This is a genomic window from Embleya sp. NPDC008237, assembly GCF_042956465.1.
In the GTDB taxonomy this organism is placed as follows: domain Bacteria; phylum Actinomycetota; class Actinomycetes; order Streptomycetales; family Streptomycetaceae; genus Embleya.
In genome coordinates, this window is the sequence record NZ_JBIBGL010000009.1 from 130,712 (window position 1) to 152,070 (window position 21,359).

Below are 21,359 nucleotides of genomic sequence, written 5' to 3' on the forward strand. Positions count from 1 at the left end.
GCAATGTCGCGGTCCGACGGCGCGCACGTCGCGCTCGGTTCGTGCCGGGGGTGGAATCCGTGCTGAGTACGGCCGAGCCCCCGGTGAGCGCGGGTGTGTTGTGGGTGGCCACCGCGCTCACCGCGCTGTTGCTCACCCTCGGACTGGCCTGGGGTGCACGGCGATTGCTCGGGCTGCCGGTGGGCACGCGGCGCACGCTGGCCGCGGGGTTGCTCGGACTCGTGGTGTCCTGGGCGCTCGGCGGGAGCATTCAGCGGCACAATCCCGGCGTCTTCATGACCGTCACGCTCGGTGTGGCACTGCTCGCCGCGATGACCTTCATCGTGGTCGTCGAGGCACTCGTGCCGAGCGGATCGTGGCCGGGCACGGTCGAGTTCGCCCGCGGACTGCGCCGGCGCCTGGCCCGCGGGCGCCGTTATTCGCAGATCAGCCGGATCGCCGCCCGGCACGGACTCGGGCCGTATCTGCGCGGCCGTCGGGCCGATCGCACGAGTCGGCGGGCCGGTCTGGCCCGGTCGTTGCAGGAGGCGCTCCAGGACGGCGGGGTGACCTTCGTCAAGCTCGGGCAGGTCCTGTCCACCCGCCGCGACCTGCTGCCGGTCGAGTTCGTGGACGCGCTGGCACTGCTCCAGCATCGGGTCGCGCCCGCGCCGTGGGCGGAGGTGGAACGGGTCCTCACCGCCGAGTTGGGCGCACCGGTGACCGAGGTGTTCGCCGAATTCGACCCGGAGCCGCTCGCGGCCGCGTCGATCGCGCAGGTCCATCGGGCCCGGCTGCGCTCCGGCGGCAAGGTGGTGGTCAAGGTGCAGCGTCCGGGGATCGGCCCGATCGTCGAGCGGGACCTGGACATCCTGGCGCGGCTCGCGGCGAGCCTGGACCGGCGCACCACGTGGGGGCACGCGCTGGGTCTGGTCGAGCTCGCCGACGGCTTCGCGGTGGCACTGCGCGAGGAGTTGGACTTCCGGATCGAGGCACGCAATACGAGCGCGGTGACCGCCGCCGGGGTCGGGCGGCGGCATGCGAACCTGGTCCTGCCGCGCCTGCATCCCGAACTGAGCACCGCACGGGTGCTGGTGCTCGACTGGTTGGACGGCATACCACTGGGCACCGCCGCGACGACCCTGGACGAACGCGGGGTCGACCGGAACGAGTTGGCGCGCATCCTACTCGGCGAGCTGCTTCGACAGATCATGTTCGACGGGATCTTCCACGCCGACCCGCACCCGGGCAACATCATGCTGCTCGGCGACGGTCGGCTGGCCCTGCTCGACTTCGGCTCTGTGGGCCGGATCGACGCACAGTTGCGGTCCGGACTCCAGGAGTTGCTGCTCGCGCTCGGGCAGGCCGATCCGGTCGCGATGTCGGATGCGCTGCTCCAGGTGGTGACCCGGCCTGCGGAACTGGACGAACAGCGGCTTCAGCGGGCGCTCGGCCAGTTCACGGCCCGCCATCTCAGTGCGGGACTGGCGCCGGATCTGGCCATGTTCACCGACCTGTTCCGGCTGGTGTCCGCGTTCGAACTGACGGTCGCGCCGGAGATCGCGGCCGTCTTCCGGGCGCTCGCCACGGTCGAGGGCACGCTGACCGGCATCGAACCGGGCTTCGACATCTTCGCCGAGGCGCGCGGCTATGCGACCAAGCACGTCACGGAAACGTTGGAGCCGACCGGTCTGCGGGACGCGGCCACGAGCGAACTCCTGCACCTGCTACCGGTGTTGCGTCGGCTGCCACGTCGCTTCGAACGGGTGACCGGGGCGCTGGAGGAGGGCCGACTCGGGGTCAACGTGCGACTCCTGGCCGACGAACGCGACCGCCGGGTGCTCACGTCCATGCTGAACCGCACGCTGCTGACGGTGCTCGGCGCGACCGCCGGGATCATGGCCGTGCTACTGCTCGGTACCGAGGGCGGGCCGCAGGTGAGCGACCGCGTGGGGCTGTACCAGGTGATCGGCTACAACCTGCTGGTGGTCAGTTGTGTCCTGGTCCTGCGGGTGTTGTTCACCATCTTCCGAGCGGAACGCGCCGACGCCCGGACATGACGCGGCGCGGCGCGGCGCCGAAGTACTACCGCCGTTTCGGCACCGGTGTCGTTCGGCGCCGAGGTGGTTCGGCACCATGGTCGTTCGGTACCACCACCACTCCCAGGGAGAACTCGATGAAGCGTTGGCCTGCCGCCCTCGTCCTCGCCTTCGGCATCACCATCGGCGCCGGCGGCGCCCAGACCGCGGTCGCCGCCGGCCCGCACAGCCCGGCGTGCGCGGCCGACGCGTCGCCCGGACACACCCGCCGGCACCTGCCGGAGGCGGAGATCTTCGTCACGAACAACACCGCGGTGATCAGCGATCCCGACGACCCGCGACTGAACACCCGGCTGAACGGCTTCGCCTGCGAGGTGCGCGCGATCATCCGCGCCCACGGCGCCGATCCGGGGAAGTCCTCGCTGCTCGACGGCGTGTTCTGGTCCGGCGAGCTACAGAACACCACCTATGAACGCTCGCGCGAATTCGACGTCGACGACATGGACGCCGCCGGGCTCAACCATGTCGCGGAGGTGCTGCGCAAGCGCTTCGCCCAGGAGTCGGTACTGACCTTCGAATACCTGCGCATCGACTCGCCGCGGGCGGATGCGATCGAGGTCGAGGTGCCGGGCGTGGACGTACAGCGCCTGCACGACGGTCTGGTCGCCGATGCCGAGGCACGCGAGCGTCTGTTCGGCGGCTCGGTCACCGTGCGCGGCGGCAAGCTGATACTGGTCGCCGACCGTGCGGACGCGGCCCTGGTCGAGCGCTTCGTCGGCACCCTGGGCGGCGACTGGTCCAAGGCCACGGTCCACTACGGGGACCGGGAGTTCGTCGGCTAGAGCACCGGGCGGCGGTCGGCCCGGCAGGTGTTCCACCCGATCGGCACCGCCGGGCCGACGGCGCACGGGGGCGGGGCGGGTGCGCTTCCCGGCCGGCGGCGCGACCCGCCCACACCGCGCATTTGCCCAGGTCATGGCCCGTCCGGTGGTTCGAAAGGCGGGTGAAACCCGTTTGGCGAACCCGCCGGTTCGCGGTAATGATTCGGTTATGTCACGCACGTTCGAAGATCTGTTGGCCGAGGCCGAGTCGGCCTCCGTGGACGGCTGGGACTTCTCCTGGCTGGCTGGGCGGGCCACCGAAGCACGCCCCTCGTGGGGTTATCAGCGGCTGATGGGTGAGCGACTGGCCGGTGTGTCGGCCGCGCTGGACATCCAGACCGGCGGCGGCGAGGTGCTGGCGGGTGCGCCGAAGTTGCCGGCCACCATGGTCGCCACCGAGTCGTGGCCGCCGAACGTGGCCAAGGCGACCCGACTGCTGCACCCGCTCGGCGCGGTCGTGGTCGCGGATCCGGACGAGCCGCCGCTGCCGTTCGCCGACGCCGCGTTCGACCTGGTCACCAGCCGGCATCCGGCGACGGTGTGGTGGGCCGAGATCGCCCGCGTGCTCCGCCCCGGCGGCACGTACTTCGCACAACACGTGGGTCCCGCCTCGGTGTTCGAGCTGGTCGAGTACTTCCTCGGGCCACAACCCGAGGCGCGCGAGGGCCGCCGGCCCGAAACCGAGAGCGCGGACGCGCGGGCGGCGGGACTGGAGATCGTGGATCTGCGCCTGGAACGGTTGCGGATGGAATTCTTCGACGTCGGTGCGGTCGTCTATTTCCTGCGCAAGGTGATCTGGATGGTGCCCGGCTTCACCGTGGCGGCCTACCGGGACCGGCTCCGCGAGCTGCACGAACTCATCCAACGGGACGGCCCGTTCGTCGCACACTCGACCCGATTCTTGATCGAGGCACGGCGGGCCGACTGAGCGGATGGGCGGGCCGGCCGGGCCGGGCATGGGCGGGTCCGGGCGGGTGACAGGGCGTGCCCAGGAGGCGGTCTCGCCGTTGAGGATGGCATGACGCACACTCGACGTATTCTCGCCACCGTCCTGCTGACCGCGGGCGCCGCGGCGCTGGCCGTGCCGGTCGCCAACGCCGGCCCCGGACAGGACATCACACTCACCACGTCGGACGGGACGGCTCCGGTCGCCGGCGGCGCCGGCACGGGCACCGGCACCGACACAGGCGCCGAGGCCGCCGACACTCTCGACACCGCGGTGACCTCACTGATGGGCGGCCTCACGAGCTGACGCCGCGCGGGGGCTCCGGGCCGGCGACGGCACGGGCCTCCGCCCCGGCCCCGAGTCCGAGCGGCGGGCGCTCTCCCGTGGAACGCCCGTCGCCCCCGCTCGGATCAATCAACGGCGCACCCGATAGCGCAGGTGAAGCACCCGGTCGCCCTGAATCACCACGTCGGGATCCTCCAAGAGGTGCTGCGCCCGGACCGACCCGAAGTAGCGCTTGCCGGACCCGAACACGACAGGTACGACGTCCATGCGCACCTCGTCGATCAGACCCGCGGCAAGCACCTGGCCACCGACGTCGCCGGCGGCCACCTCGACCAAGCGGTCACCCGCAAGCTCCCGCGCCTTGGTCACGCCCGCCTCGATGCCGTCGACGAAGTGAAACGGCGCCTCGGGGTCCCAGCCCTCGGGCTTCGGCCGGTGCGTCACGACGACCACGTGGTCGATCCCGCCCGGAGGCTTCCCGTCCCAGCCGTCCGTCATGTCGAAGACGTGGCGGCCGACGAGCGTTGCCCCGATCTGGTCCCAGTACGGCCGGGTGTAGTCGTAGGACGTCTGCGACACCCTCACCTCGCCGCTCTCGTCCAACGGGACGTCACCGCCCGACAACCAGTCGAACAGGGGTCCGGGCTGGTCATTCTCGTCCGCGACGAAGCCGTCCACCGACACCGAGCCGTACATGACCACCTTGCCCACGGGGCTCTCCTCTGCTTTGGGGTGCCCCAAATTAGCGTGCCGTGAGCTGTCGCTCTTGTAAGAAATCAATCGGCCGGCAGCGGCCAGCCGTCCAGCGCGTGGCCGGGGTGCTCGCGCAGGAACCGCCGCCGGACTTCGACGTACCGGGTCGGCGTGAGCCCGGTGAACGCCCGGAACTCGTGGCCGAAGTGGGCCTGGTCGAAGTAACCTGCGCCACCGACCAGTTCGCCCCAGTCGATCGGTCCGGCGGGGTTGATCGCGAACACGGTGGCGGCGAAGCGGTAGGTGCGGGCCAGCCGCTTCGGCGTGACGCCGATGAGCTCCTTGAACCGCTGCGCCAGATGAGTGCTGCTGACCCCGGCCGCCGCGCTCAGATCGCCGATCGCCACCGCCCCCCGGGTCGCCGCGATGACGCTGCTCGTATGACGGACCAGCCCCAGTCCGGCGGTCTCGCACAGCCGTCGCATCAGCTCCTCCTCGAGCACCGTCAGCATCTCGTGCGGTCTGTCCGCAGTGGCCAGCCGGTCTCGCAGCTCGGCAACGGCGGGCCGGCCCCACACCTGCTCTACCGTCACCGGCCGGTCACACAACTCGGCCGCGGGCATCGGCAGGAACGGCGCGGGCCCCCACGGCTTGAAGTGCACGCCGACGGACCGGGTCCCGAGTGGGTAGCCGAACTCCAACGCGCGGGTGGGCGTGGTGATCACGCAGCCGTCGGCGTACTCGGCCGTCTCGATGTCGGTGCCGGCACGGATGCGGAACGGCGCCCCGAGGTTGACGATGAGCACCGCCGCCGGCATCGGCGGCAGCGTCAGCCGGGCGTACGGCGGCGCACCCTCCAGGTAGTAGAGGTCGTCGATCAGCCCGTCCAGCGGCGGTCGCGGCACTCTGGACACGTACTCCACGCGCACAGCATCGCCGACGACCCGCCGGCATCGCGCGCCGGGATGGTCCAGCCGCGCTGCCGCCGACATCGAGCCGACGCCGATCCCGGACCCGGCGCTGTCGGCGAGCGTGTCGCCCGGCCGGGCGGTCGGTCGGGCGGCCGGGCGGCCGGGCGGCCGTGGGTCGGTCGCGTCCGCCCATGCGCCGCGATGCCCCACTCCGACGCCGAGGTTTCGCTGCTCCGCGAAACACTGGAGGGACCGGGCGGCCGGGTTCAGCCTGAGCCGCATGTCGACGATCGAGTTGCCCCGCCAGTTCGTACGGACCCGGCGTTTCTCCGCCGGTGTCCCCACGGCCTTCACCGTGTCCCCGGACGGCACCTCGGTGTTGTTCCTGCGCAGTCGATCCGGTGACGACCCGGTCGGTTGTCTGTGGCACCTGGACCTGGACTCGGCGACGGAGCGGCTGGTCGTGGATCCGACCGCGCTGCCCGGGTCGGCCGGAGCGTCCGGGATCACCGGCTACGCCGTCGACGACGCGGCCGGCCTCGCCGCGTTCGCGCTGCCCGGCGGCCTGTGGGTGGTCGAGGTCGCTTCCGGCCGGACCCGGCGGCTGCCCGTCGAGGGCCCGGTGCTCGACCCCCGGCCGGACCCGACCGGCCGGCGGGTCGGCTACCTCGCCGACGGCGCGTTGCGCGTGATCGACGTTGCCGGGACGAACGACCGGACGCTCGCCGAACCCGACGGCGCCCATGTGCGGTTCGGTGTCGCCGAGTACGCGGCGACCGCGTCGATCGGCCGATCGCGCGGCTACTGGTGGGCCCCGGACAGCGCCCGACTGCTGGTGGCCCGGGTGGACGAGAGCGAAGTACCGATCTGGCACGTGTCGGACCCGACCCGTCCGGCCTCGCCGCCGCGCACGGTGCGCTATCCCGTGGCCGGCGGTGCCAACGCCCGGGTCACCCTGCGGGTCGTCACGCTCGCCGGGGATCACACGCAAGTGTCCTGGGATCCCCGGGAGTTCGAGTACCTCACCGCTGCCGACTGGGATTCCCACGGCCCGTTCGCGGCGGTGCAGAGCCGCGACCAGCGCACCGTCCGCACCCTGGCCGTGGATCCGACGACCGGCCGCACCCGGCCGCTCGCCGAGCAGCACGACCCGCACTGGGTACACCTGTTGCCCGGTACGCCGGTGCGTACCGGGTCCGGCGCACTCGTCGCGCACAGCGACGCGGACGGCACCCGACGGCTGACCCTGGACGGCGTCCCGATCACCCCGCCGGGGCTGCACGTCCGCGAGGTGTTCGGGGTGGACGGCGACGACGTGCTGTTCGGCGCCTCCGCCGAACCGACCGAGGCACAACTCTGGACCTGGCGACCGGGCACCGAGCCGCGCCGCCTGGACACCGAACCCGGCGTACACAGCGCCGTCCGCCGCGCCGGGACCCTGATCCACACCGCGCGCACCCCCGACCGGCCCGGGGCGCGCACCGCGGCCCTGCGCCCGGGCCGACCCGCCGTCCCCGTGCGCTCGTCGGCACACGACCCGGTCCTGCGGTTGTACGCCACCCGGTTCACCACGACCGAGCGCAACCTGCACACCCAGTTGCTGCTGCCCTCGTGGTACCGCCGCGGCGCGCCGCCGCTGCCCGTGCTGGTCGACCCGTACGCGGGCCCGGCCCTCCAGCGGGTCACCGCCCAACAGGGCCCGATGGCCTTCGTGTCGCAGTGGTTCGCCGAGCAGGGTTTCGCGGTGCTGATCACCGACGGCCGCGGCACCCCCGGGCGCGGTCCCGCATGGGAGCGCGAGGTGGCCGGCGACATCCTCGGACCGGTACTCGCCGACCAGGTGGCCGCGCTGGCCGAAGTCCTCAGCGCCCGACCGGAGTTGGATGCGACCAGGGTCGCCGTTCGGGGTTGGTCGTTCGGCGCGATGCCGGCAATGGCCGCGGTGCTGCGCCGTCCCGACGTATTCCACGCGGCGATCGCCGGGGCCGGTGTCAGCGATCAGCGGCTGTACGACACGCACTGGCGTGAACGATTCCTCGGCCGACCCGACGAATATCCCGAACGCTACGCCGCCTGCTCGCCGTTGGCCGAGGCGGCGCAACTGAGCCGACCGCTGCTGCTGGTGCACGGCCTGGCCGACGACAACGTGTTCCCGGCGAACACCCTGAGACTGTCCGCCGAACTGCTCGCCGCCGGACGGCCGCACGAGGTGCTGTTGCTACCGGACACCGGACACGCGCCTTCGGACGAGAACCTGTTCGAGAAGCTACTGCTGCATCAACTCGACTTCCTGCGACGCCACTTGGGCATCCCGGCGGGCTGAGCGGGGGCGGGGCGGGGGCGGAACGGAGCGGGGACCGGCGATCGGCGGTCGGCGGTCGGCGGTCGGCGGCGGCCCCGCTCCGTCGGTCCGGTCAGCGGAGCACAGGGGCGATCGACGCGGGGGCGATCGACGCGGGGGCGCTGCCGGGTTTTGCGGACTTCCCGCCTCCCGGCGTGGTCGGCCGCCGGGTGCCGGTCGAGGTCGAGGTGGACTTCGAGGTCGAGGTCGACGAGGCGCTTCCGGACGGGCCGGTGACCGCGGCGGTGCCGGTGGACCCGCTGGGTGTCGCCTTCTTGCCTCGCTCGGGCAGCGGCGGCGGGGTCGCGGTGGGCGCGTCCCGGTCCCCCGTACTCCCCGGTGGCCGGGCGACGGCGAGGTCGGGGCGGATCGGGTCGGTGATCACGAACGTCTTCACCGGCTGCTTGGCCTTCTTGATCGCCGTGGGCTTGGATCCGGTCCGCTTCCAGTCGGCGTCGCCGGTGTCGAGGCGTACGCGCCCGGCGTCCTTCTCCGGCTCGGCCAGCGGGTTTCCGCAGTTGCACTTGACCACCGGTTTGCCGCGTTCGTCGATCAACACGGCGGTACCGGCCTGAAGAATCGCATCGAAGGCCACCAGCGTGCCGTTCTTGAGCGTGTGGTTGCGCACGAGGGTGTCGGTCCGTAGTACGACCGGCGTCAGTCGTGCCACGAACGTGCGGATGGCCGGTGTGCCGACGATCTTGAGTGCCTTCATCCACCGGGTGGCGGGCACCACGTTGGCGGCCAGGCCGAGGAATTCGATCAGCCGCTCCTTGTCGCAGATCCGCGCCTTGTTGGAGCCGCCGAAGAGCCCGGGGGTATCGCCGGACAGGTTCGTGGCGGACACCTTGGGACGCAAACCGAGCGCGTCCAGTCCGAAGTTGACCGAGAAGAACGGGTCCGCGCCCAGGTCGCCCGCCACGATCCCGAGCACCCTCGGCACCTTCGAATCCTCACAACCGGACGCGGCCCCGAGCAGCAACGCACACGCGGTACACACCGCAACGAGTGCCGCGTACCACGGACGCCGCCGCCGAACGGCCCTCCTCCGCACAGGCGTCGGCCAAACCTCCATCGGACCCCCCGAGCCAACAGAGCGGAACCTCTCCCCGATCCCGCGTCCCTCACTCCATGATGAGCCAAAAACCCGCCCACAGTCAGCCAAACCATCACGTTTCCCACCCCGCCCTTTCCGGACGGCGCCCCCACCCCCACTCCCACTCCCGCCCACGAGCAAGCAGCCTGGTGGCGCCGGGCGGGGTGGGCCTGCGGCGGGAGCGGGCCGGGAGGGTGGCCGGCGGATGGGGCGGCGACCGTGCCGGTAGCGCTCCGAACGGGTGCGAGCGGGCCGGCGGGGCAGACCCCGCGTGTCGGTGCTCTCCTGCGGCTCCGAGCGAGTGCGGGCCGGCCCGACGAGGGGCGGGCTGGTGACGACGTCGGGCGGGGCGAGCCGGGGTCGTGCCGGTGGCGGATCGAGGATCGGTAGCGGATCGGGCGGGAGTCCTACGGGTGGCGGGTCCGGCGGGTACCGGGTCGAGCCGGGCGGCGGGGCCGGGCGGAAGTGGGTCGGGTGGGCCTCACGGGGAGCAGCTCTGCCGGGCCGGAATCGGCCGGGTGGACGCGGGCGCGAGAACGGGCCTCGTACGAGCCGACGCAAGGGCGCTCACCCGGACACGGTGGCGGTCCGGGCAGGGCGTACACCCCGGGACGGCGCGCCCGGAGCATGTCGGCGAGGTCGGGTGGGGCGGCTGGGTGGATCGGTCAGGGCCGGGTGAGGGTGGTGATGGCCTGCGGGATGGGCGTATCGCCGTCGATCAGGTCCAGGCTGCGGCCGGCCGTGGCGGGTTCGTCCAGGAGTGCCACCAGGACCGCGGCGACGTTGTCGCGGGAAACGGCGCCTCGGTCGGTGTGTTCGGCGAGGGTGACCAGACCCGTGCCGGGGTCGTCGGTGAGTCGGCCGGGGCGCAGGATCGTCCAGTCCAGTTCGGCCCGGGCCCGTACATCCGCGTCCGCCGCGCCCTTGGCCCGGAGGTAGGCCGCGAACACCTCTTCGGTACCGGCGGGCGGTTCGTGGTCGACGCCCATCGCCGAGACCACCAGGAAGCGCCGCACGCCGGCCGACTCGGCCGCGTCCGCGCACAGTGTGGCGGCGGCTCGATCCACGGTGTCCTTGCGGACGATGCCACTGCCCGAACCCGCGCCGGCCGCGAACACCACGGCGTCGGCACCCACCAGGTACTCGGCCAATTCCTCTGCGGGGGCCGCTTCGAGGTCGCACACGACCGGTTCGACTCCCACCGCGACCAGATCGTCGGCCTGTGCGGCGCGGCGGATCAGTCCCACCGCCTCGTCGCCGCGTCCGGCCAGCAACTTCCCCAACCGGAGCCCGATCTGCCCGTGCCCACCCGCAATGACAATGCGCATGAGCTCGATGCTAACGCGCCCCGCGAACCCCACCCCGGCAGGAAAACGCCCCACCGCCACAACCGACCCGCACCCGGGCCGGCCAACCGCACCGATGACTTGGGCCCGACGGGAGTGCGCGTGGTGGAGCACGCCACCGACTCCGCAGACCCCGCCGGGTGTCGCGAAGCGTGCTCCCACCGGTGCCGCCACCGGCCGGGCTCGCCGCCCAGGCTCAACCTGACGGCCCCTGCGGACGACAATCGTGCAGCGGCCGAACGCACCCGGGTGGGCCGAGTCCCATGGGTCACGAGACCGTCGTCACGCCGGCGCCACCATCGGCCGGCCCCGCCATCCTCGGCCCAACCCGACGACTCGGAGACGCAAGAGAGTTCGCGGCCACCTGCGCGACCGAGGCCGCAGAGTCCGATGGGGGTCGCGAGGCCGTGTTCCCACCGGCGCGGCGACCGACCGGGACCGGGCCCGCCGGCCCCGCGCCGACCAACGGCTCAGGGGCGGCAAGAGTGCCGGCGCCGAACACGCGCCCGGGGCCGCCGAGTCCGGCGACGATCGCGGGGGCGCGTTTCCGCCGGCGCCGCCAACGGCCGGGCTCATCGCCCTCGGTTCAGGATGCTCCGGCCAGCCGTAGGAGCGCGGTGGTGCCGATCGCCGCGACCACCACCGCCGGGAACGGCGCGCGGCGGATCGCCAGGATCCCGGCGACGAGCACGCCCGCCGGCCTGGACCAGCCGGCGAAGTCGTGCCCCTCGGTGAGGGTGCCGACGCCGACCAGGGCGATCAGGAGGACGGCGGCGGCGATCCCGAGCAGTCGGTGTGCCCGCTCGGGCAGGTGTATCCGGTCTCGGGAATGTGGGCCGACCAGGCGGAGGGCGTAGGTCCCGGCGGCGAGGAAGGCGATGGCTAGCAGCGGCATCAGGAGGGCTCCCGGGTCGGAACGTTGCGCCGAGACGGTCGGCGGGACGATGTGCCGGCGAGCGCAACGGCCGCGCCGAGCGGTGGCATGCGGACGATCGGCCGACGCGGCTCGAAGAGCGCCACGCTGCCGGGACCATGTACGCCCGGCGCCCGGCGATCGCAGCGTCGGGACGACTGCCGAGCCCAGACGGGCGGGGCCGGACGAGCGGGGGGCAGGTAGGCGGTGCGGGTAGGCGGTGCCGGCGGGCGCTGATTGCGGGGTGGGCCCGGCAGCACGAGCGCTACCTGCGGGGCCGGCGGACCGGAATGCGGACCGCCCCGCCGCGATCGCCTGAGGGCGGCTCCCGAGGCGGCCCAGGCCGGATCGGGCGAACACCGACGGCGCCGGGTGGGCACAGATGGGGGCGGCCGAGCAGCGTGAGCGGTGCCGGCGCGCCAGGGCGTGGTCTGCGCCCCGCGGTCGCGCCAAGGCGACTCCCGAGGCGCGCAGGGCGGTGGCCGGCGAGTGCCGACCGCGCGGGTGGGTGCGGATTGGGGCGGATGGCCCCGGCGGGCGCGAGCAGCGCCGGTGCGTCGGCAGGCCGGGGCAGTCGCAGTCGCATCAGGACGGCTCCCGGGGTGGAGCGGGGGGCGTCGGGCGAGCGTTGACGGCGCGGGTTGGGCGTAGGTAGGGGGTCAGGCCGAGCAGGGCGAGTAGGACGGGTACGCCGGCCGGCAGGAACGGGGTCGCGGCGAGGGCGACGGCGGCGCCGAGGAGTGCCGCGTTACGGGTGGCGCGGTCGCGGAGCGCGGGTAGGACGAGGGCCAGGAGTACGGCGGGGAAGGCCGCGTCCAGGCCCAGGGCGGTGGGGTCGCCGAGGCCGGTGCCGGCCGCCGCGCCGCCCGCGACGGCCAGGTTCCAGGTGACGAACAGGGCGACGCCGCACAGCCGGAAGACCGCGCGACGGCGCGTCGGATCGGTGTGGCGCAGCGCGAACGCCACCGTCTCGTCGGTGATCAGGTGTACGCCCGCCAGTCGGGTCCACCGGTGTCGCCGATCGTCGAGCACGTCCGCGACGGCGAAGCCGAACGGCAGCAGTCGGGCATTGAGGACCAGCGCCGCCAGGACGGCGGCCACCGGACTGCCGCCGGCAAGGACCACGCCGACGGCGGCGAACTGGGCGCCGCCGGCGAAGACGAACACGGACATGACGATCGGCACCCAGGGGTCGAGGCCGCCGCTGACGGCGATCGCGCCGAAGGAGGCACCGACCACCGCGTCGGCGACACAGACCAGGAGGATGTCGCGGAGGGTGCCGCGATCGAGTGTTCGGTATGACGAACGCATGTCCGGTACAGTGAACGAAGCAGGAGCCGTTCGTCAAGCCGAACGAAACAACGTCTGGAGCGAACACTTGGCCGGCCACATCCCGCCCGCACCCGACCCCTCGCCGCCGCCGGCCGCCGGCCCGATCATGCTGATCGCGGTGTCGGTACGGCGCGAACGCGAGCGCGCGAGGTTGTCGCTGACCGAACTGGCCAAGCGGGCCCGGATCGCCAAGTCCACGCTGTCCCAGCTCGAAGCGGGCCTCGGCAATCCCAGCGTGGAGACGTTGTGGGCCCTGGCCGTCGCGCTCGACGTGCCGTTGAGCCGGCTCGTGGACCCGCCGCACTCCAACGTCCGGGTGATCCGCGCCGGCGACGGACCCGTCACCCACTCGGAGCAGGCCGACTACGCCGCCACGCTGCTCGCCACCTGCCCGCCCAACGCCCGCCGCGACCTGTACCGCGTCGTCGCCCAACCCGGCGAACCACGCACCTCCGAGCCGCACCCGGCCGGCACCACCGAGCACGTGGTGCTCGCCACCGGCCGCGCCCTGGTCGGCCCGATCGAGGCTCCCGTCGAACTCGCACCCGGCGACTACATCACCTACCCGGGCGATGCCCCACACATCTTCGAGGCGCTGGCCCCGGACACCTCCGCGATCCTGATCAGCGAACACATCTGAAGCTCCCGATCAGGGAACGCGAACGCGCCCGCATCCCTGAACGAGGGACGAGCCCGAAGGCCCGATCAGGACCAGCCCGAAGCCCCATCAACGGACACGTCCGAAGGCCCATCGGCGGACAAATCCGGTCAGCCGACCGAAGCGCGGTCCCGGATCGGCGACCGAGGCGTGTCGGCCGCCGACACCGCCGGCATGCGGAAGAGCCAGGTCAGAGCTTCGGCGGGCCCGGATCAGCAACCGAAGCGATCGAAGCAACCAAAGCGACCGAAGCGACCGAAGCGACCGAAGCGACGAAGGTCGAACGCCGCCGCCCGACTGCGACCGCGGGCAGGTCACCGGCCTTCCCAACCGGCAGATCGCCGGCGCTTTCCACCGAAGCATCCCCGCAGCCCGCGCGAAGGCAGGCCACGACGGGAACTCCCTTCTCGACCATCCCGGGCGCGAACGCATCCACAAAACAAGCGACTTCATGATGGGAACCAGCCGCGGGGCGTAGCGTCGCTCGCACGAACCAAGGAGGGTGACATACCGGATGGCGCGATACACACCGATCAAATGGGCGGACTACAGTCCGGACAAACACGGCGAGAACACGGTTGCCCACCAAGGCCGATGCAGCCTGCACGGCAGCGACTGCTCCGAGTCGCCCGTCGCGTCGATGATCGGGAGGGACCGCGGCGGCAACGACGTCCGCCTGGCGCTCTGCCCCCGCGGAAAGAGCGAGTACGGACTGCAGGACATGCCTTCCGCTTGGTGAACCGAACGCTCACGATGCCCACGAGCCCGACCGGAAGCCCGGGCGGGCGGCGAGCATCGGTGCCGATTCGGCCATGTCCGGGCGGGCCCCGCGCGCGCACGGCGTGCGGGGCCGCATTCTCAAAGGACGTTCTTGCGACGAGCGGCGGTGATCCAGGTCGGGAACTCGGAGAGCAGCCGATCGTAAAGCTCTTGATCGGGGACTTCGCTGATGTCGTCCACTGCGAAGAAGCCGACGTTGTCGACGCGGCGACCGCGCATGGTGTCGAGTCTCCGCAGTACGCCGTAATCCGCGTTGCCCAGGCCCACGAACTGCCAGAACACCGGTTCCTTCGACGCGTCCTTGAGTTCACCCTTGATCTGGGCGTTGCAGTAGATGCCGCCGTCCGAGAAGAACAGCACCAGGGTGGGGGCGGCGGACGGATGTGCCCGGACGTATGAGCGAACCTCGGCGATCACCTTGTGCTCTTCGTTGCCGTAACCGACCGCCACCATGTCGACCTGACCCGGTTGCAGCCCCTGCTCGGGCTTGTCCCCTCCCGGGCGGACGTGCAGCCGCAGCCATTCGGGGAGTTCACCCACACGCAGGTCCGGAAGGCGCGCCGGGTCCGAGGCGAATGTCCAGGCCTGCATCACACCGTCGTCCTCCAACTGCGCGGCCACGGCCGTCATGCGCTCCACCACGTCGGCGACGACACCGCGGGAGTAGAGCGAGTCCATGGAGCCGGACGCGTCCATGACCAGGATCACCCGGGCGGCGATGCCCGGCGCCCCGTGCTTCCGGAGACTCACCGCCACCTGCTCCTTGCGGAGCGAAAGGCGATTGCGCATGTCCACGGGCAACGCCTCCACGCCGTGCCCGACCGGCGCGGCGACGGGCGCGGGGACGGGCGCGGGCGCGGTCGGCGACTCGGACGGAGGCCGAGGAGCGACCGAGCGATCCGGAACCGTCGGGGCCGCGGCAGGCTCGGCCGTCGGCTCGTCGTGCACCGTGATGCCGTAGTCCGTGGCCAGCCCGGCGAGCCCTGAGGCGTAGCCCTGTCCGACCGCGCGGAACTTCCACCGCCCCTGGTGCCGGTACAACTCGCCACTGACGAAGGCGGTCTCGCTCCCGCCCTCCATGTCGAAGCGTGCGATCTCGGCCGACGTCCGAGCGTCCGACAACCTGAGGCTCAGGTCCGGCACCTGGCCGAACGTGCCACCCTCGGACGACGCGCACAGCAGGACCCGCTGTATCGCGTCTTCCACGACGGCCGGATGCACCGCGAGCGTGTCCGTCACGCGGTCGGCGGTCGTCTCCTTCCCCAGATGCGTCACCGCTTCGGACGGGTGGCACGGCTGGTTGTAGAAGACGAAGTCACCGTCTCCACGCACGCGTCCGGCGTCCGTGAGGAGCAGCGCCGACGCGTCGATGTCGGGCACCCCGGGACCTGGGGACCACGAAAGCTCGGCACGGACGGCCGAGGAATCGATGGACAAGTTGGCACCTTGGCTCAAAGTCGGAGGTTTCACGCCACAAGTTTGCCGAATGTTCGCTGCTCCACCACGACCCGGGTCTACCCGCCGACACGAACTCGTCGACCTGCCCCGGCACGTGCGGCGTGTGGGGCGCGGGGTACGGGGTGCGGCATGCGACGCGGGCGCACCGTCCGCAGGGCGAGGTCGCCGGCATGCGTGGTCGGTGGCGTGTCCGCCAGGTGACTCCGTGCCGCGTCGGCCCGGACCGGCGAAGACCGGCGTCAGTCCGGGCGTCATCACCCGTTCGGCGTGCTGTCGGCGCAGCCCGGCGCATATCCGGGCATGATCACCCGTTCGGCGTGGTGTGATGGCGGTGGGCGGGGCAGACACGTGGGTGCACGCGGCCACGTCGGGCCGACGAGCGCGCGCGTGAACAAGCGGCGTCCCCCGGTGCGCGGCAATGCCCCTGTCAGAGGCGGCGGATAGATTTCTCTACGCCAATCGAGGCCGGTCAGAGTACCTTCGGGGTCCGCGGTCATGGGGGGTGGGGCCAGTTGGGCACAACTGGATAGCGGAAGAGGCCCTCACAGGGGGACGCCCTACTGGCATCCATACTCCACCCCCCTTCCCGTCGCCGGTTGCGCGGCCAGGCCGGTGACCGGCAACAGCGCGGCCGCCGCGCCGGTCAGGATGGTGCGTCTCAGGTTCCGCATCGGTCCCACTCTCCGTTCCCGCCACGCCCGGAGCGGTGGCTTCCGGGGCCACTGTTTCGGGCCGGCGCGCCGGACGTCTTGGCGAAAACCGACGTCCGGCGCGCCGACCGGTCAGCCGGCGGAGGGGTAGGGCCACGGATTGGCGCCGCACACCTTGCCGTTGGCCGCCTCGCGGCTCTTGGTCTGCTGCATCATCACCGGCGCCAGGCCGCCGGGACCGCATCGGGTGCTGTGCTGGTTGCCCAGCCGATGGCCGACCTCGTGGTTGATCAGCATCTGCCGGTAGCCGCGGATGTCGTCCCCGTACGCGGTCGAACCCTGGGCCCACCGCCAGCCGTTGATCATCACCCACGGTGTTCCGGTGGCGTTGCAGGACACGTTGGTCCTGCTGGTGTCGCCCACGATGGGCGAACAGATCCGATGCAGGGTACCGGGGCTGGACAGCCGCACCACGAAGGACGCGGTCGCGCCGTCGGTGCGATCGAAGGCCCGGCCGTCCCGGGCCCAACTGCGCGGATCGTTGAGGGTGTTCTGCACCATCGCGGCGAACAGGGGGCCGTCCAGCGCGAGGCCCTCCTCGATCTCCACGCGATAGGTGACGCGCCTGCCGACCGCGGGCCCGGTGTCGCCGCCCGGCACGGTGACGAACCGCCCACCGAGCCGGAGAGTGGGCTCCAACGGAAAACGCAGCCCCGCCTGCGTGTCCGGGTCCTGCGACGCGGATCCCCGAACCGGCAGGTCCCGCCGCCCCGACGGCTGTTCCGGCGCCGGTATCGACTCGTCCGGTCGCGCACTCGGCACCGGCGTGGCGCCGGTGTCGGGCGTGGCGCCGAGGTCGACGGTCGATGCACCGCCGCCGGAGATCCCGGGCACCACCGCCAACACGCATAACGCGACGGCCATCGCGCCCACCGCGAGCGTCGCACGACGCACGACGCGCGGCCGACCGGCGGCACGAGCATGCACGGCGTTTCGGGTGCCGGCGGCACGCGGTTTGGCCCGACGGCCCGAGCTGCGCCCGCTCACCCCGTCCCCACGCCGGATTCCAGGAGTCGCCGGGCGACCCGTTCCCACTGGGTACTCCGGGCGATCTCCTTACCCGCGTCGTCGGTCAACGCAGGCCTTCCCTTGATGCTCTGGGGGATCTTCCCGTCCAAGGGTCCGTTGGACCAGATCAGGCGGAGCACGGTCGAGCCGACCGACAGGTGCACCCCCTGAGCCCGGAAGGGGCCGTCCCCGGCGAGCACGGTCTCCGCCGCGACCGCGTTCCCGTTCCGGTCGAGTCCCACGCACTTGATGCTGTGCGTGAGTCCGAATGCGTCCCTGTGCTCCGCCGGAGTCGCCACGGTGGCCGGGCAGTCCGTCAGCGCGCCGGGCCGCAACGATACGGACACCACCCCGCCCGGTCCGTCGCCGTCCTCCCGGGTCACCTCGGCAGAGATGCCGGTGTCCGGCGCGTATCCGGTCCGCACCGGCGACCAACTGCCCTGCGGGAGCAGGCCGGTGAGCACCTCGCCGAGGTCCCGGGCGATCGCCGCGCGGGCGGCTTCCAGCCGACCGTCCGCGCTCGGCGCGGTCGGCCGGTCCACCGTCGGGGGCGGTATCGCCGCCCGCTCGGGAGCCGACTCGCCGTCCTGAACGGCGATCGTGGCCGCCCCTCCGATCACCGCCACCACCGCGGCAACGGCGGCCACGATGCCACCGGTACGGACCAGTACGCGCCGGCGCCCTCGGGATGCCGCGCGGGCCACCACCTCGGCCATCGGACGGCTGCCCTGGTCGGCCAGTTCGTCGTCGAGCCGACGCCGAAAGGCACGTTCCAGATCGAGCTCGCTCTCACGCCCGCCGTCGACACCGAAACCGGAGGCGGAGCCGGAACCGAAGCCGAAATCGGGACGCGAATCGGGCCCCGATCCGGGACCCGAAGCCGGAGCCGAATCGGGGCCGGCTCCGAAATCGGGGCCGGAGCCGGGAATTGCCTTGTCGCGTGCCATGGTCACCCCCTCTCTCGTTCGATCATCGATCGCCGGCCCCACCTGGCGCCGTCGATGCATGTCGCCACTGCCTGTCGCCTGTCGTGTGTCGTCTGCTGCCTCCTGCCTGTTGCCGGTGCGAGTCGGGAACGCCACACCTTCGGCACGCGGGTGCGCGCCTCCCGTACACGCCTCCCGTACCCGCCTCCTGTGCGCGCCTTCGACGGTCGTACGCGACGAACGAGCGCACCCGAGGCCCGAACCCGAGGCCCGAACTCAGGCCCCGAACCCAAGACCCGTACCCAGGGCCCCCATCCGAGCGCCACGCCCACCGGCGGTACGCAACGGCCTCCCCCAGACCCGCCGTCGGCCGCGGTTCAGCCGACCAGCGGGTTGACCTCCAGCGTGCCGCGCAGTCGGGCCAGTGCGCGCGGCCCGGCGCTCTTGACCGCAGAGGGCGACATACCGAGCATCTCGGCGACCGCCTCCACGCTGTGGTCCTCCCAGTAGCGCAGGACCACCACCGCCCGATCGCGCGGTGGCAGTCGCATGAGTGCGTCGATCAACGTCATCCGCACGTCCGGTAGATCCGCGTCGGCCGACGCATCGGGTCTGCCCTCCAGGGCCGATGCGTCGATGCCGGGAAGCTCGGTGGAACTCCGGCGACGTCTGCGGTCCAGGTAAGCGTTCAAAAGCACCCGCTTGGCATATGCGTGCGGTTGGTCGGTGTGTTCTATTCGGCGCCAGGCCACGTAGAGCTTCTCCAGCGCGATCTGGGTGAGGTCCTCGGCGAGATGCCAGTCCCCGCACAACAGATACGCCGTCTGACAGAGGCGGTGCGCCGAGGTCCGGGCGAACTCGGTGAACCCCTCGCGGCCCTGTGGGCCCATCCCGTCCTCCCCTCCTGCCGCTTCCGTCCTTGATCCATACGCATCCGAGGACCGATAGGATGCATGTGGTCTGCATCACAGCGGACAACGGCCGGTCGTGCGCCGCGCCGCCGGCCGGAGGGGCGCGGCTCGCCCCGGACCCATCCCGGAGGTTCGGAACGTGCCACGCACCTCGCCGAAGCCGAACCATCCGGCCCCCGGCGACCTGCCGTTCGCCGCGCACGAGTGGTTCGGCAACCCCGGCGACCCGTGGTTCTTCGTCCTGGTGCGCTTTCGGGGCGGCGCGCCCGAGTTGGCCGACCTGCGCGAGTTGGTCCGGTCACGCTGGGGGCCGGTGCCCCGAATGCGGCTGCGAGCGGGCCCGACGCCGACCGGCCGCCGGCGCGGGCGTCCGCACTGGTTCGTGGCCGAGCACCTGGACCCGGAACAGCATGTGGTCGCCGCACCGCTCGGCCCCGGCCCGGATGCACTGCGCGAGCGAGTCGGCGCGTTGCTCGGCGAGCCGCTGCGGTCGACCGTGGCGACGTGGCGGCTGTACCTGCTGTCCGGCCCCGAAGCCGACGGGTTCGCCGTGCTGTTCCGGGTACACCACGCGGTGGCCGACGGCGTCTCGGTGATCCGGCTGCTGGAGCGACTGCTGGGCGACGGCGCCGAACCGCGAGCCGCGTGGCCCGGCGCAGCGGTGCGCCGGGTGCCACCGGGCCCGGCCTCGGTACGCGGAGTCCTGGCCACGGCCGCCGGGGTGCTCCGGGGGAACGCCCGGCTGCCGTTCAACGGCCGACCCGGCGACGGTCGACACCCGGCCTGGGTGACGGTGTCCGGGCAGACGGTACGAGCCGCCCGGCACGCGGCTCCGGGCGAGCCGCGCCCGACCGTGAACGACGTATACCTGGCGGCGGTTGCCGGGGCGCTGCGCACCGTCCTGGCCGACCGGACGCTACCGTGCCGCGTCGCCGCGCTGGTCCCGGTGAACATGCGGACGACGGACGAGGCTTCCCGCATCGGCAATGTGGTGTCCTTCTTCCGGATCCCGCTACCGCTCACCACATCGGATCCCGGTGCCCGATTGGCCCGAGTCCGCACCGAGACGGCACGCGCCAAGGCGCTCGGCCAGGCTGCCATCGCCCGAACCGCCATCGAGGTCGCCGCCCGATTGCCGCTGCCGGTGATCCGGCTCGCCGGCCTGATCACCATGTCCGCGCGCTATGCGAACACCAGTTGCACCAACATCCCCGGCCCGGATGCGCCGTTGCGCCTGTTCGGCCGGCCGGCCGTCGAACTGATCGCGGCGCCGCCGCTGATGGGGTCGCAGAACGTGGTCTTCGGCTTCACGAGCCACGGCGACACGTTCACGGTCGGTGTCACCACGGACGGCGCCCACCGGGCACTGGCCGACCGACTCGCCCGGGCCCTCGGCGCCGAATTCGAAGAACTGGCAGCGGCCGCGACGCCCTGAGCCGGGCCCAGCCGTTCCGCGCCGGGCCGCGCCGACCGAGGACGGCCGTCCCGCGGACGCGTGTCGCGATCGGTCCCCTGTCTGGCATGTCGGGCCATCCGTGTCGCCCCCACCCGGGTCGTACGTTTCTTCTGTACCCCGGAACGGGCACGCCGTCGATCGATCCGGTCGCCGGCCGCTCCGCCGCGACCTCGACGAAGCGCGCCCAGCCGGACATCGAACCCCTGCGAAGGAGCACGCGCGATGAGTGGCGTCGAAATCCCGGGCATGTGAGCGGCCACGAGACCCGGTTCCGGCCCGGGAAGGAAACCGCCGGAAACCCGCCGGACAGGGTTCGTCCCGCAGCAGACACAGAACGCTCGGGAACCCACCACAACCGGCGAACGACGACCTACGAACGAGCGCGAGCATCAGGGTGAGCAAAGGCACGGGTACCGACGCGAGCACGGGCACTGACGCGAGCACGGACGCGCTCGCAGGCACGACCGCGGACACGAACACGGGCCCGACCAACGGCCCACGCGACCCGGCTTCGGTGGCGAACGCCGGGCGCTGAGGTCCCTCTCACCCACCCGGACCGCCGGGATCCGACCGCGGGGAGCGCCGTCGGGCCGAGTTGCGGCCGCGGTGCGCGCGAGGGAGGGGTTTCGCCGTCACGGGGCGGCGAAACCCCTCCCGTCCGGCACGACGGCACGGCCTCCCGGCTCGAAC

General features: G+C 72.2%; 18 protein-coding genes. 7 read left to right on the forward strand and 11 right to left on the reverse strand.

What is annotated here, in order from left to right; genetic code table 11:
* The first annotated feature begins 59 nt into the window (after window positions 1-59).
* The 4 genes from ACFZBU_RS23820 to ACFZBU_RS23835 all read left to right on the forward strand — a co-directional run bounded on the left by ACFZBU_RS23820 (window position 60) and on the right by ACFZBU_RS23835 (window position 4,151).
* Entirely contained in the window at window positions 60-2,039 is a 1,980-nt protein-coding gene (locus ACFZBU_RS23820) for an ABC1 kinase family protein (RefSeq protein ID WP_391585630.1), read from the forward strand.
* A 116-nt stretch (window positions 2,040-2,155) separates the two neighbouring features.
* Window positions 2,156-2,860 (forward strand): hypothetical protein, encoded by a 705-nt coding sequence (locus ACFZBU_RS23825; protein WP_391585631.1) that lies wholly within the window; start codon window positions 2,156-2,158, stop codon window positions 2,858-2,860.
* A gap of 208 nt (window positions 2,861-3,068) precedes the next feature.
* Window positions 3,069-3,827 carry a class I SAM-dependent methyltransferase gene (locus ACFZBU_RS23830; protein WP_391585632.1) on the forward strand — a complete coding sequence of 253 codons (759 nt, stop codon included), beginning with the start codon at window positions 3,069-3,071 and terminating at the stop codon, window positions 3,825-3,827.
* Window positions 3,828-3,917: 90 nt separating this feature from the next.
* Window positions 3,918-4,151 carry a hypothetical protein gene (locus ACFZBU_RS23835; RefSeq protein WP_391585633.1) on the forward strand — a complete coding sequence of 78 codons (234 nt, stop codon included), beginning with the start codon at window positions 3,918-3,920 and terminating at the stop codon, window positions 4,149-4,151.
* A gap of 108 nt (window positions 4,152-4,259) precedes the next feature.
* Here the strand turns inward: ACFZBU_RS23835 and ACFZBU_RS23840 are convergent, their stop codons facing one another.
* Window positions 4,260-4,841: a dihydrofolate reductase family protein gene (locus tag ACFZBU_RS23840; protein ID WP_391585634.1), complete on the reverse strand. Its 582-nt coding sequence runs from the start codon at window positions 4,839-4,841 to the stop codon at window positions 4,260-4,262.
* Between the two features lie 65 nt (window positions 4,842-4,906).
* Window positions 4,907-6,016 carry a helix-turn-helix domain-containing protein gene (locus ACFZBU_RS23845; protein WP_391585635.1) on the reverse strand — a complete coding sequence of 370 codons (1,110 nt, stop codon included), beginning with the start codon at window positions 6,014-6,016 and terminating at the stop codon, window positions 4,907-4,909.
* On the opposite strand from ACFZBU_RS23845, the gene ACFZBU_RS23850 reads away from it, so the two are divergent.
* The gene (locus ACFZBU_RS23850) at window positions 6,015-8,057 is read left to right on the forward strand and encodes a prolyl oligopeptidase family serine peptidase (protein ID WP_391585636.1); all 2,043 of its coding nucleotides are present in this window, start codon (window positions 6,015-6,017) and stop codon (window positions 8,055-8,057) included. The two genes, ACFZBU_RS23845 and ACFZBU_RS23850, sit on opposite strands and share 2 nt — an antisense overlap.
* Before the next feature lie 91 nt (window positions 8,058-8,148).
* Here the strand turns inward: ACFZBU_RS23850 and ACFZBU_RS23855 are convergent, their stop codons facing one another.
* The 4 genes from ACFZBU_RS23855 to ACFZBU_RS23870 form a co-directional block, all read right to left on the reverse strand.
* Window positions 8,149-9,009 (reverse strand): DUF6777 domain-containing protein, encoded by an 861-nt coding sequence (locus tag ACFZBU_RS23855; protein WP_391585637.1) that lies wholly within the window; start codon window positions 9,007-9,009, stop codon window positions 8,149-8,151.
* Window positions 9,010-9,836: 827 nt separating this feature from the next.
* On the reverse strand, window positions 9,837-10,499 hold the full coding sequence (locus ACFZBU_RS23860) for an NAD(P)H-binding protein (RefSeq protein WP_391585638.1): 663 nt from the start codon (window positions 10,497-10,499) through the stop codon (window positions 9,837-9,839).
* Window positions 10,500-11,103: 604 nt separating this feature from the next.
* On the reverse strand, window positions 11,104-11,412 hold the full coding sequence (locus ACFZBU_RS23865; protein ID WP_391585639.1) for an AzlD domain-containing protein: 309 nt from the start codon (window positions 11,410-11,412) through the stop codon (window positions 11,104-11,106).
* Between the two features lie 603 nt (window positions 11,413-12,015).
* Window positions 12,016-12,741, reverse strand: a complete 726-nt coding sequence (locus ACFZBU_RS23870) for an AzlC family ABC transporter permease (protein ID WP_391585640.1) — start codon at window positions 12,739-12,741, stop codon at window positions 12,016-12,018.
* Window positions 12,742-12,868: 127 nt separating this feature from the next.
* Here ACFZBU_RS23870 and ACFZBU_RS23875 point away from each other — a divergent pair, with 127 nt between their 5' ends.
* Window positions 12,869-13,402, forward strand: coding sequence for a helix-turn-helix domain-containing protein (locus ACFZBU_RS23875; protein WP_391585878.1), 534 nt, complete (start codon window positions 12,869-12,871; stop codon window positions 13,400-13,402).
* Between the two features lie 208 nt (window positions 13,403-13,610).
* Here the strand turns inward: ACFZBU_RS23875 and ACFZBU_RS23880 are convergent, their stop codons facing one another.
* The 5 genes from ACFZBU_RS23880 to ACFZBU_RS23900 all read right to left on the reverse strand — a co-directional run bounded on the left by ACFZBU_RS23880 (window position 13,611) and on the right by ACFZBU_RS23900 (window position 19,192).
* Window positions 13,611-13,856 (reverse strand): hypothetical protein, encoded by a 246-nt coding sequence (locus ACFZBU_RS23880; RefSeq protein ID WP_391585641.1) that lies wholly within the window; start codon window positions 13,854-13,856, stop codon window positions 13,611-13,613.
* Window positions 13,857-14,278: 422 nt separating this feature from the next.
* A complete protein-coding gene (locus ACFZBU_RS23885; protein ID WP_391585642.1) occupies window positions 14,279-15,670 on the reverse strand; it encodes a VWA domain-containing protein in 1,392 nt (463 codons plus the stop codon).
* Window positions 15,671-16,440: 770 nt separating this feature from the next.
* Window positions 16,441-17,232 (reverse strand): DUF3152 domain-containing protein, encoded by a 792-nt coding sequence (locus tag ACFZBU_RS23890; protein ID WP_391585643.1) that lies wholly within the window; start codon window positions 17,230-17,232, stop codon window positions 16,441-16,443.
* 119 nt (window positions 17,233-17,351) lie between these two features.
* Window positions 17,352-18,323, reverse strand: coding sequence for a hypothetical protein (locus ACFZBU_RS23895; protein ID WP_391585644.1), 972 nt, complete (start codon window positions 18,321-18,323; stop codon window positions 17,352-17,354).
* A gap of 356 nt (window positions 18,324-18,679) precedes the next feature.
* A complete protein-coding gene (locus ACFZBU_RS23900; protein ID WP_391585645.1) occupies window positions 18,680-19,192 on the reverse strand; it encodes a SigE family RNA polymerase sigma factor in 513 nt (170 codons plus the stop codon).
* 160 nt (window positions 19,193-19,352) lie between these two features.
* On the opposite strand from ACFZBU_RS23900, the gene ACFZBU_RS23905 reads away from it, so the two are divergent.
* On the forward strand, window positions 19,353-20,648 hold the full coding sequence (locus ACFZBU_RS23905) for a WS/DGAT domain-containing protein (protein WP_391585646.1): 1,296 nt from the start codon (window positions 19,353-19,355) through the stop codon (window positions 20,646-20,648).
* Window positions 20,649-21,359: the final 711 nt, after the last annotated feature.

What these genes read in the sequence shown, in the direction of transcription:
- ACFZBU_RS23825 (WP_391585631.1), top strand. Translation starts at nt 2,156, where the DNA reads ATGAAGCGTTGGCCTGCCGCCCTCGTCCTCGCCTTCGGCATCACCATC.
- ACFZBU_RS23830 (WP_391585632.1), top strand. Translation starts at nt 3,069, where the DNA reads ATGTCACGCACGTTCGAAGATCTGTTGGCCGAGGCCGAGTCGGCCTCC.
- ACFZBU_RS23835 (WP_391585633.1), top strand. Translation starts at nt 3,918, where the DNA reads ATGACGCACACTCGACGTATTCTCGCCACCGTCCTGCTGACCGCGGGC.
- ACFZBU_RS23850 (WP_391585636.1), top strand. Translation starts at nt 6,015, where the DNA reads ATGTCGACGATCGAGTTGCCCCGCCAGTTCGTACGGACCCGGCGTTTC.
- ACFZBU_RS23845 (WP_391585635.1), bottom strand. Translation starts at nt 6,016, where the DNA reads ATGCGGCTCAGGCTGAACCCGGCCGCCCGGTCCCTCCAGTGTTTCGCG.
- ACFZBU_RS23860 (WP_391585638.1), bottom strand. Translation starts at nt 10,499, where the DNA reads ATGCGCATTGTCATTGCGGGTGGGCACGGGCAGATCGGGCTCCGGTTG.
- ACFZBU_RS23865 (WP_391585639.1), bottom strand. Translation starts at nt 11,412, where the DNA reads ATGCCGCTGCTAGCCATCGCCTTCCTCGCCGCCGGGACCTACGCCCTC.
- ACFZBU_RS23870 (WP_391585640.1), bottom strand. Translation starts at nt 12,741, where the DNA reads ATGCGTTCGTCATACCGAACACTCGATCGCGGCACCCTCCGCGACATC.
- ACFZBU_RS23875 (WP_391585878.1), top strand. Translation starts at nt 12,869, where the DNA reads ATGCTGATCGCGGTGTCGGTACGGCGCGAACGCGAGCGCGCGAGGTTG.
- ACFZBU_RS23890 (WP_391585643.1), bottom strand. Translation starts at nt 17,232, where the DNA reads ATGGCCGTCGCGTTATGCGTGTTGGCGGTGGTGCCCGGGATCTCCGGC.
- ACFZBU_RS23895 (WP_391585644.1), bottom strand. Translation starts at nt 18,323, where the DNA reads ATGGCACGCGACAAGGCAATTCCCGGCTCCGGCCCCGATTTCGGAGCC.
- ACFZBU_RS23900 (WP_391585645.1), bottom strand. Translation starts at nt 19,192, where the DNA reads ATGGGCCCACAGGGCCGCGAGGGGTTCACCGAGTTCGCCCGGACCTCG.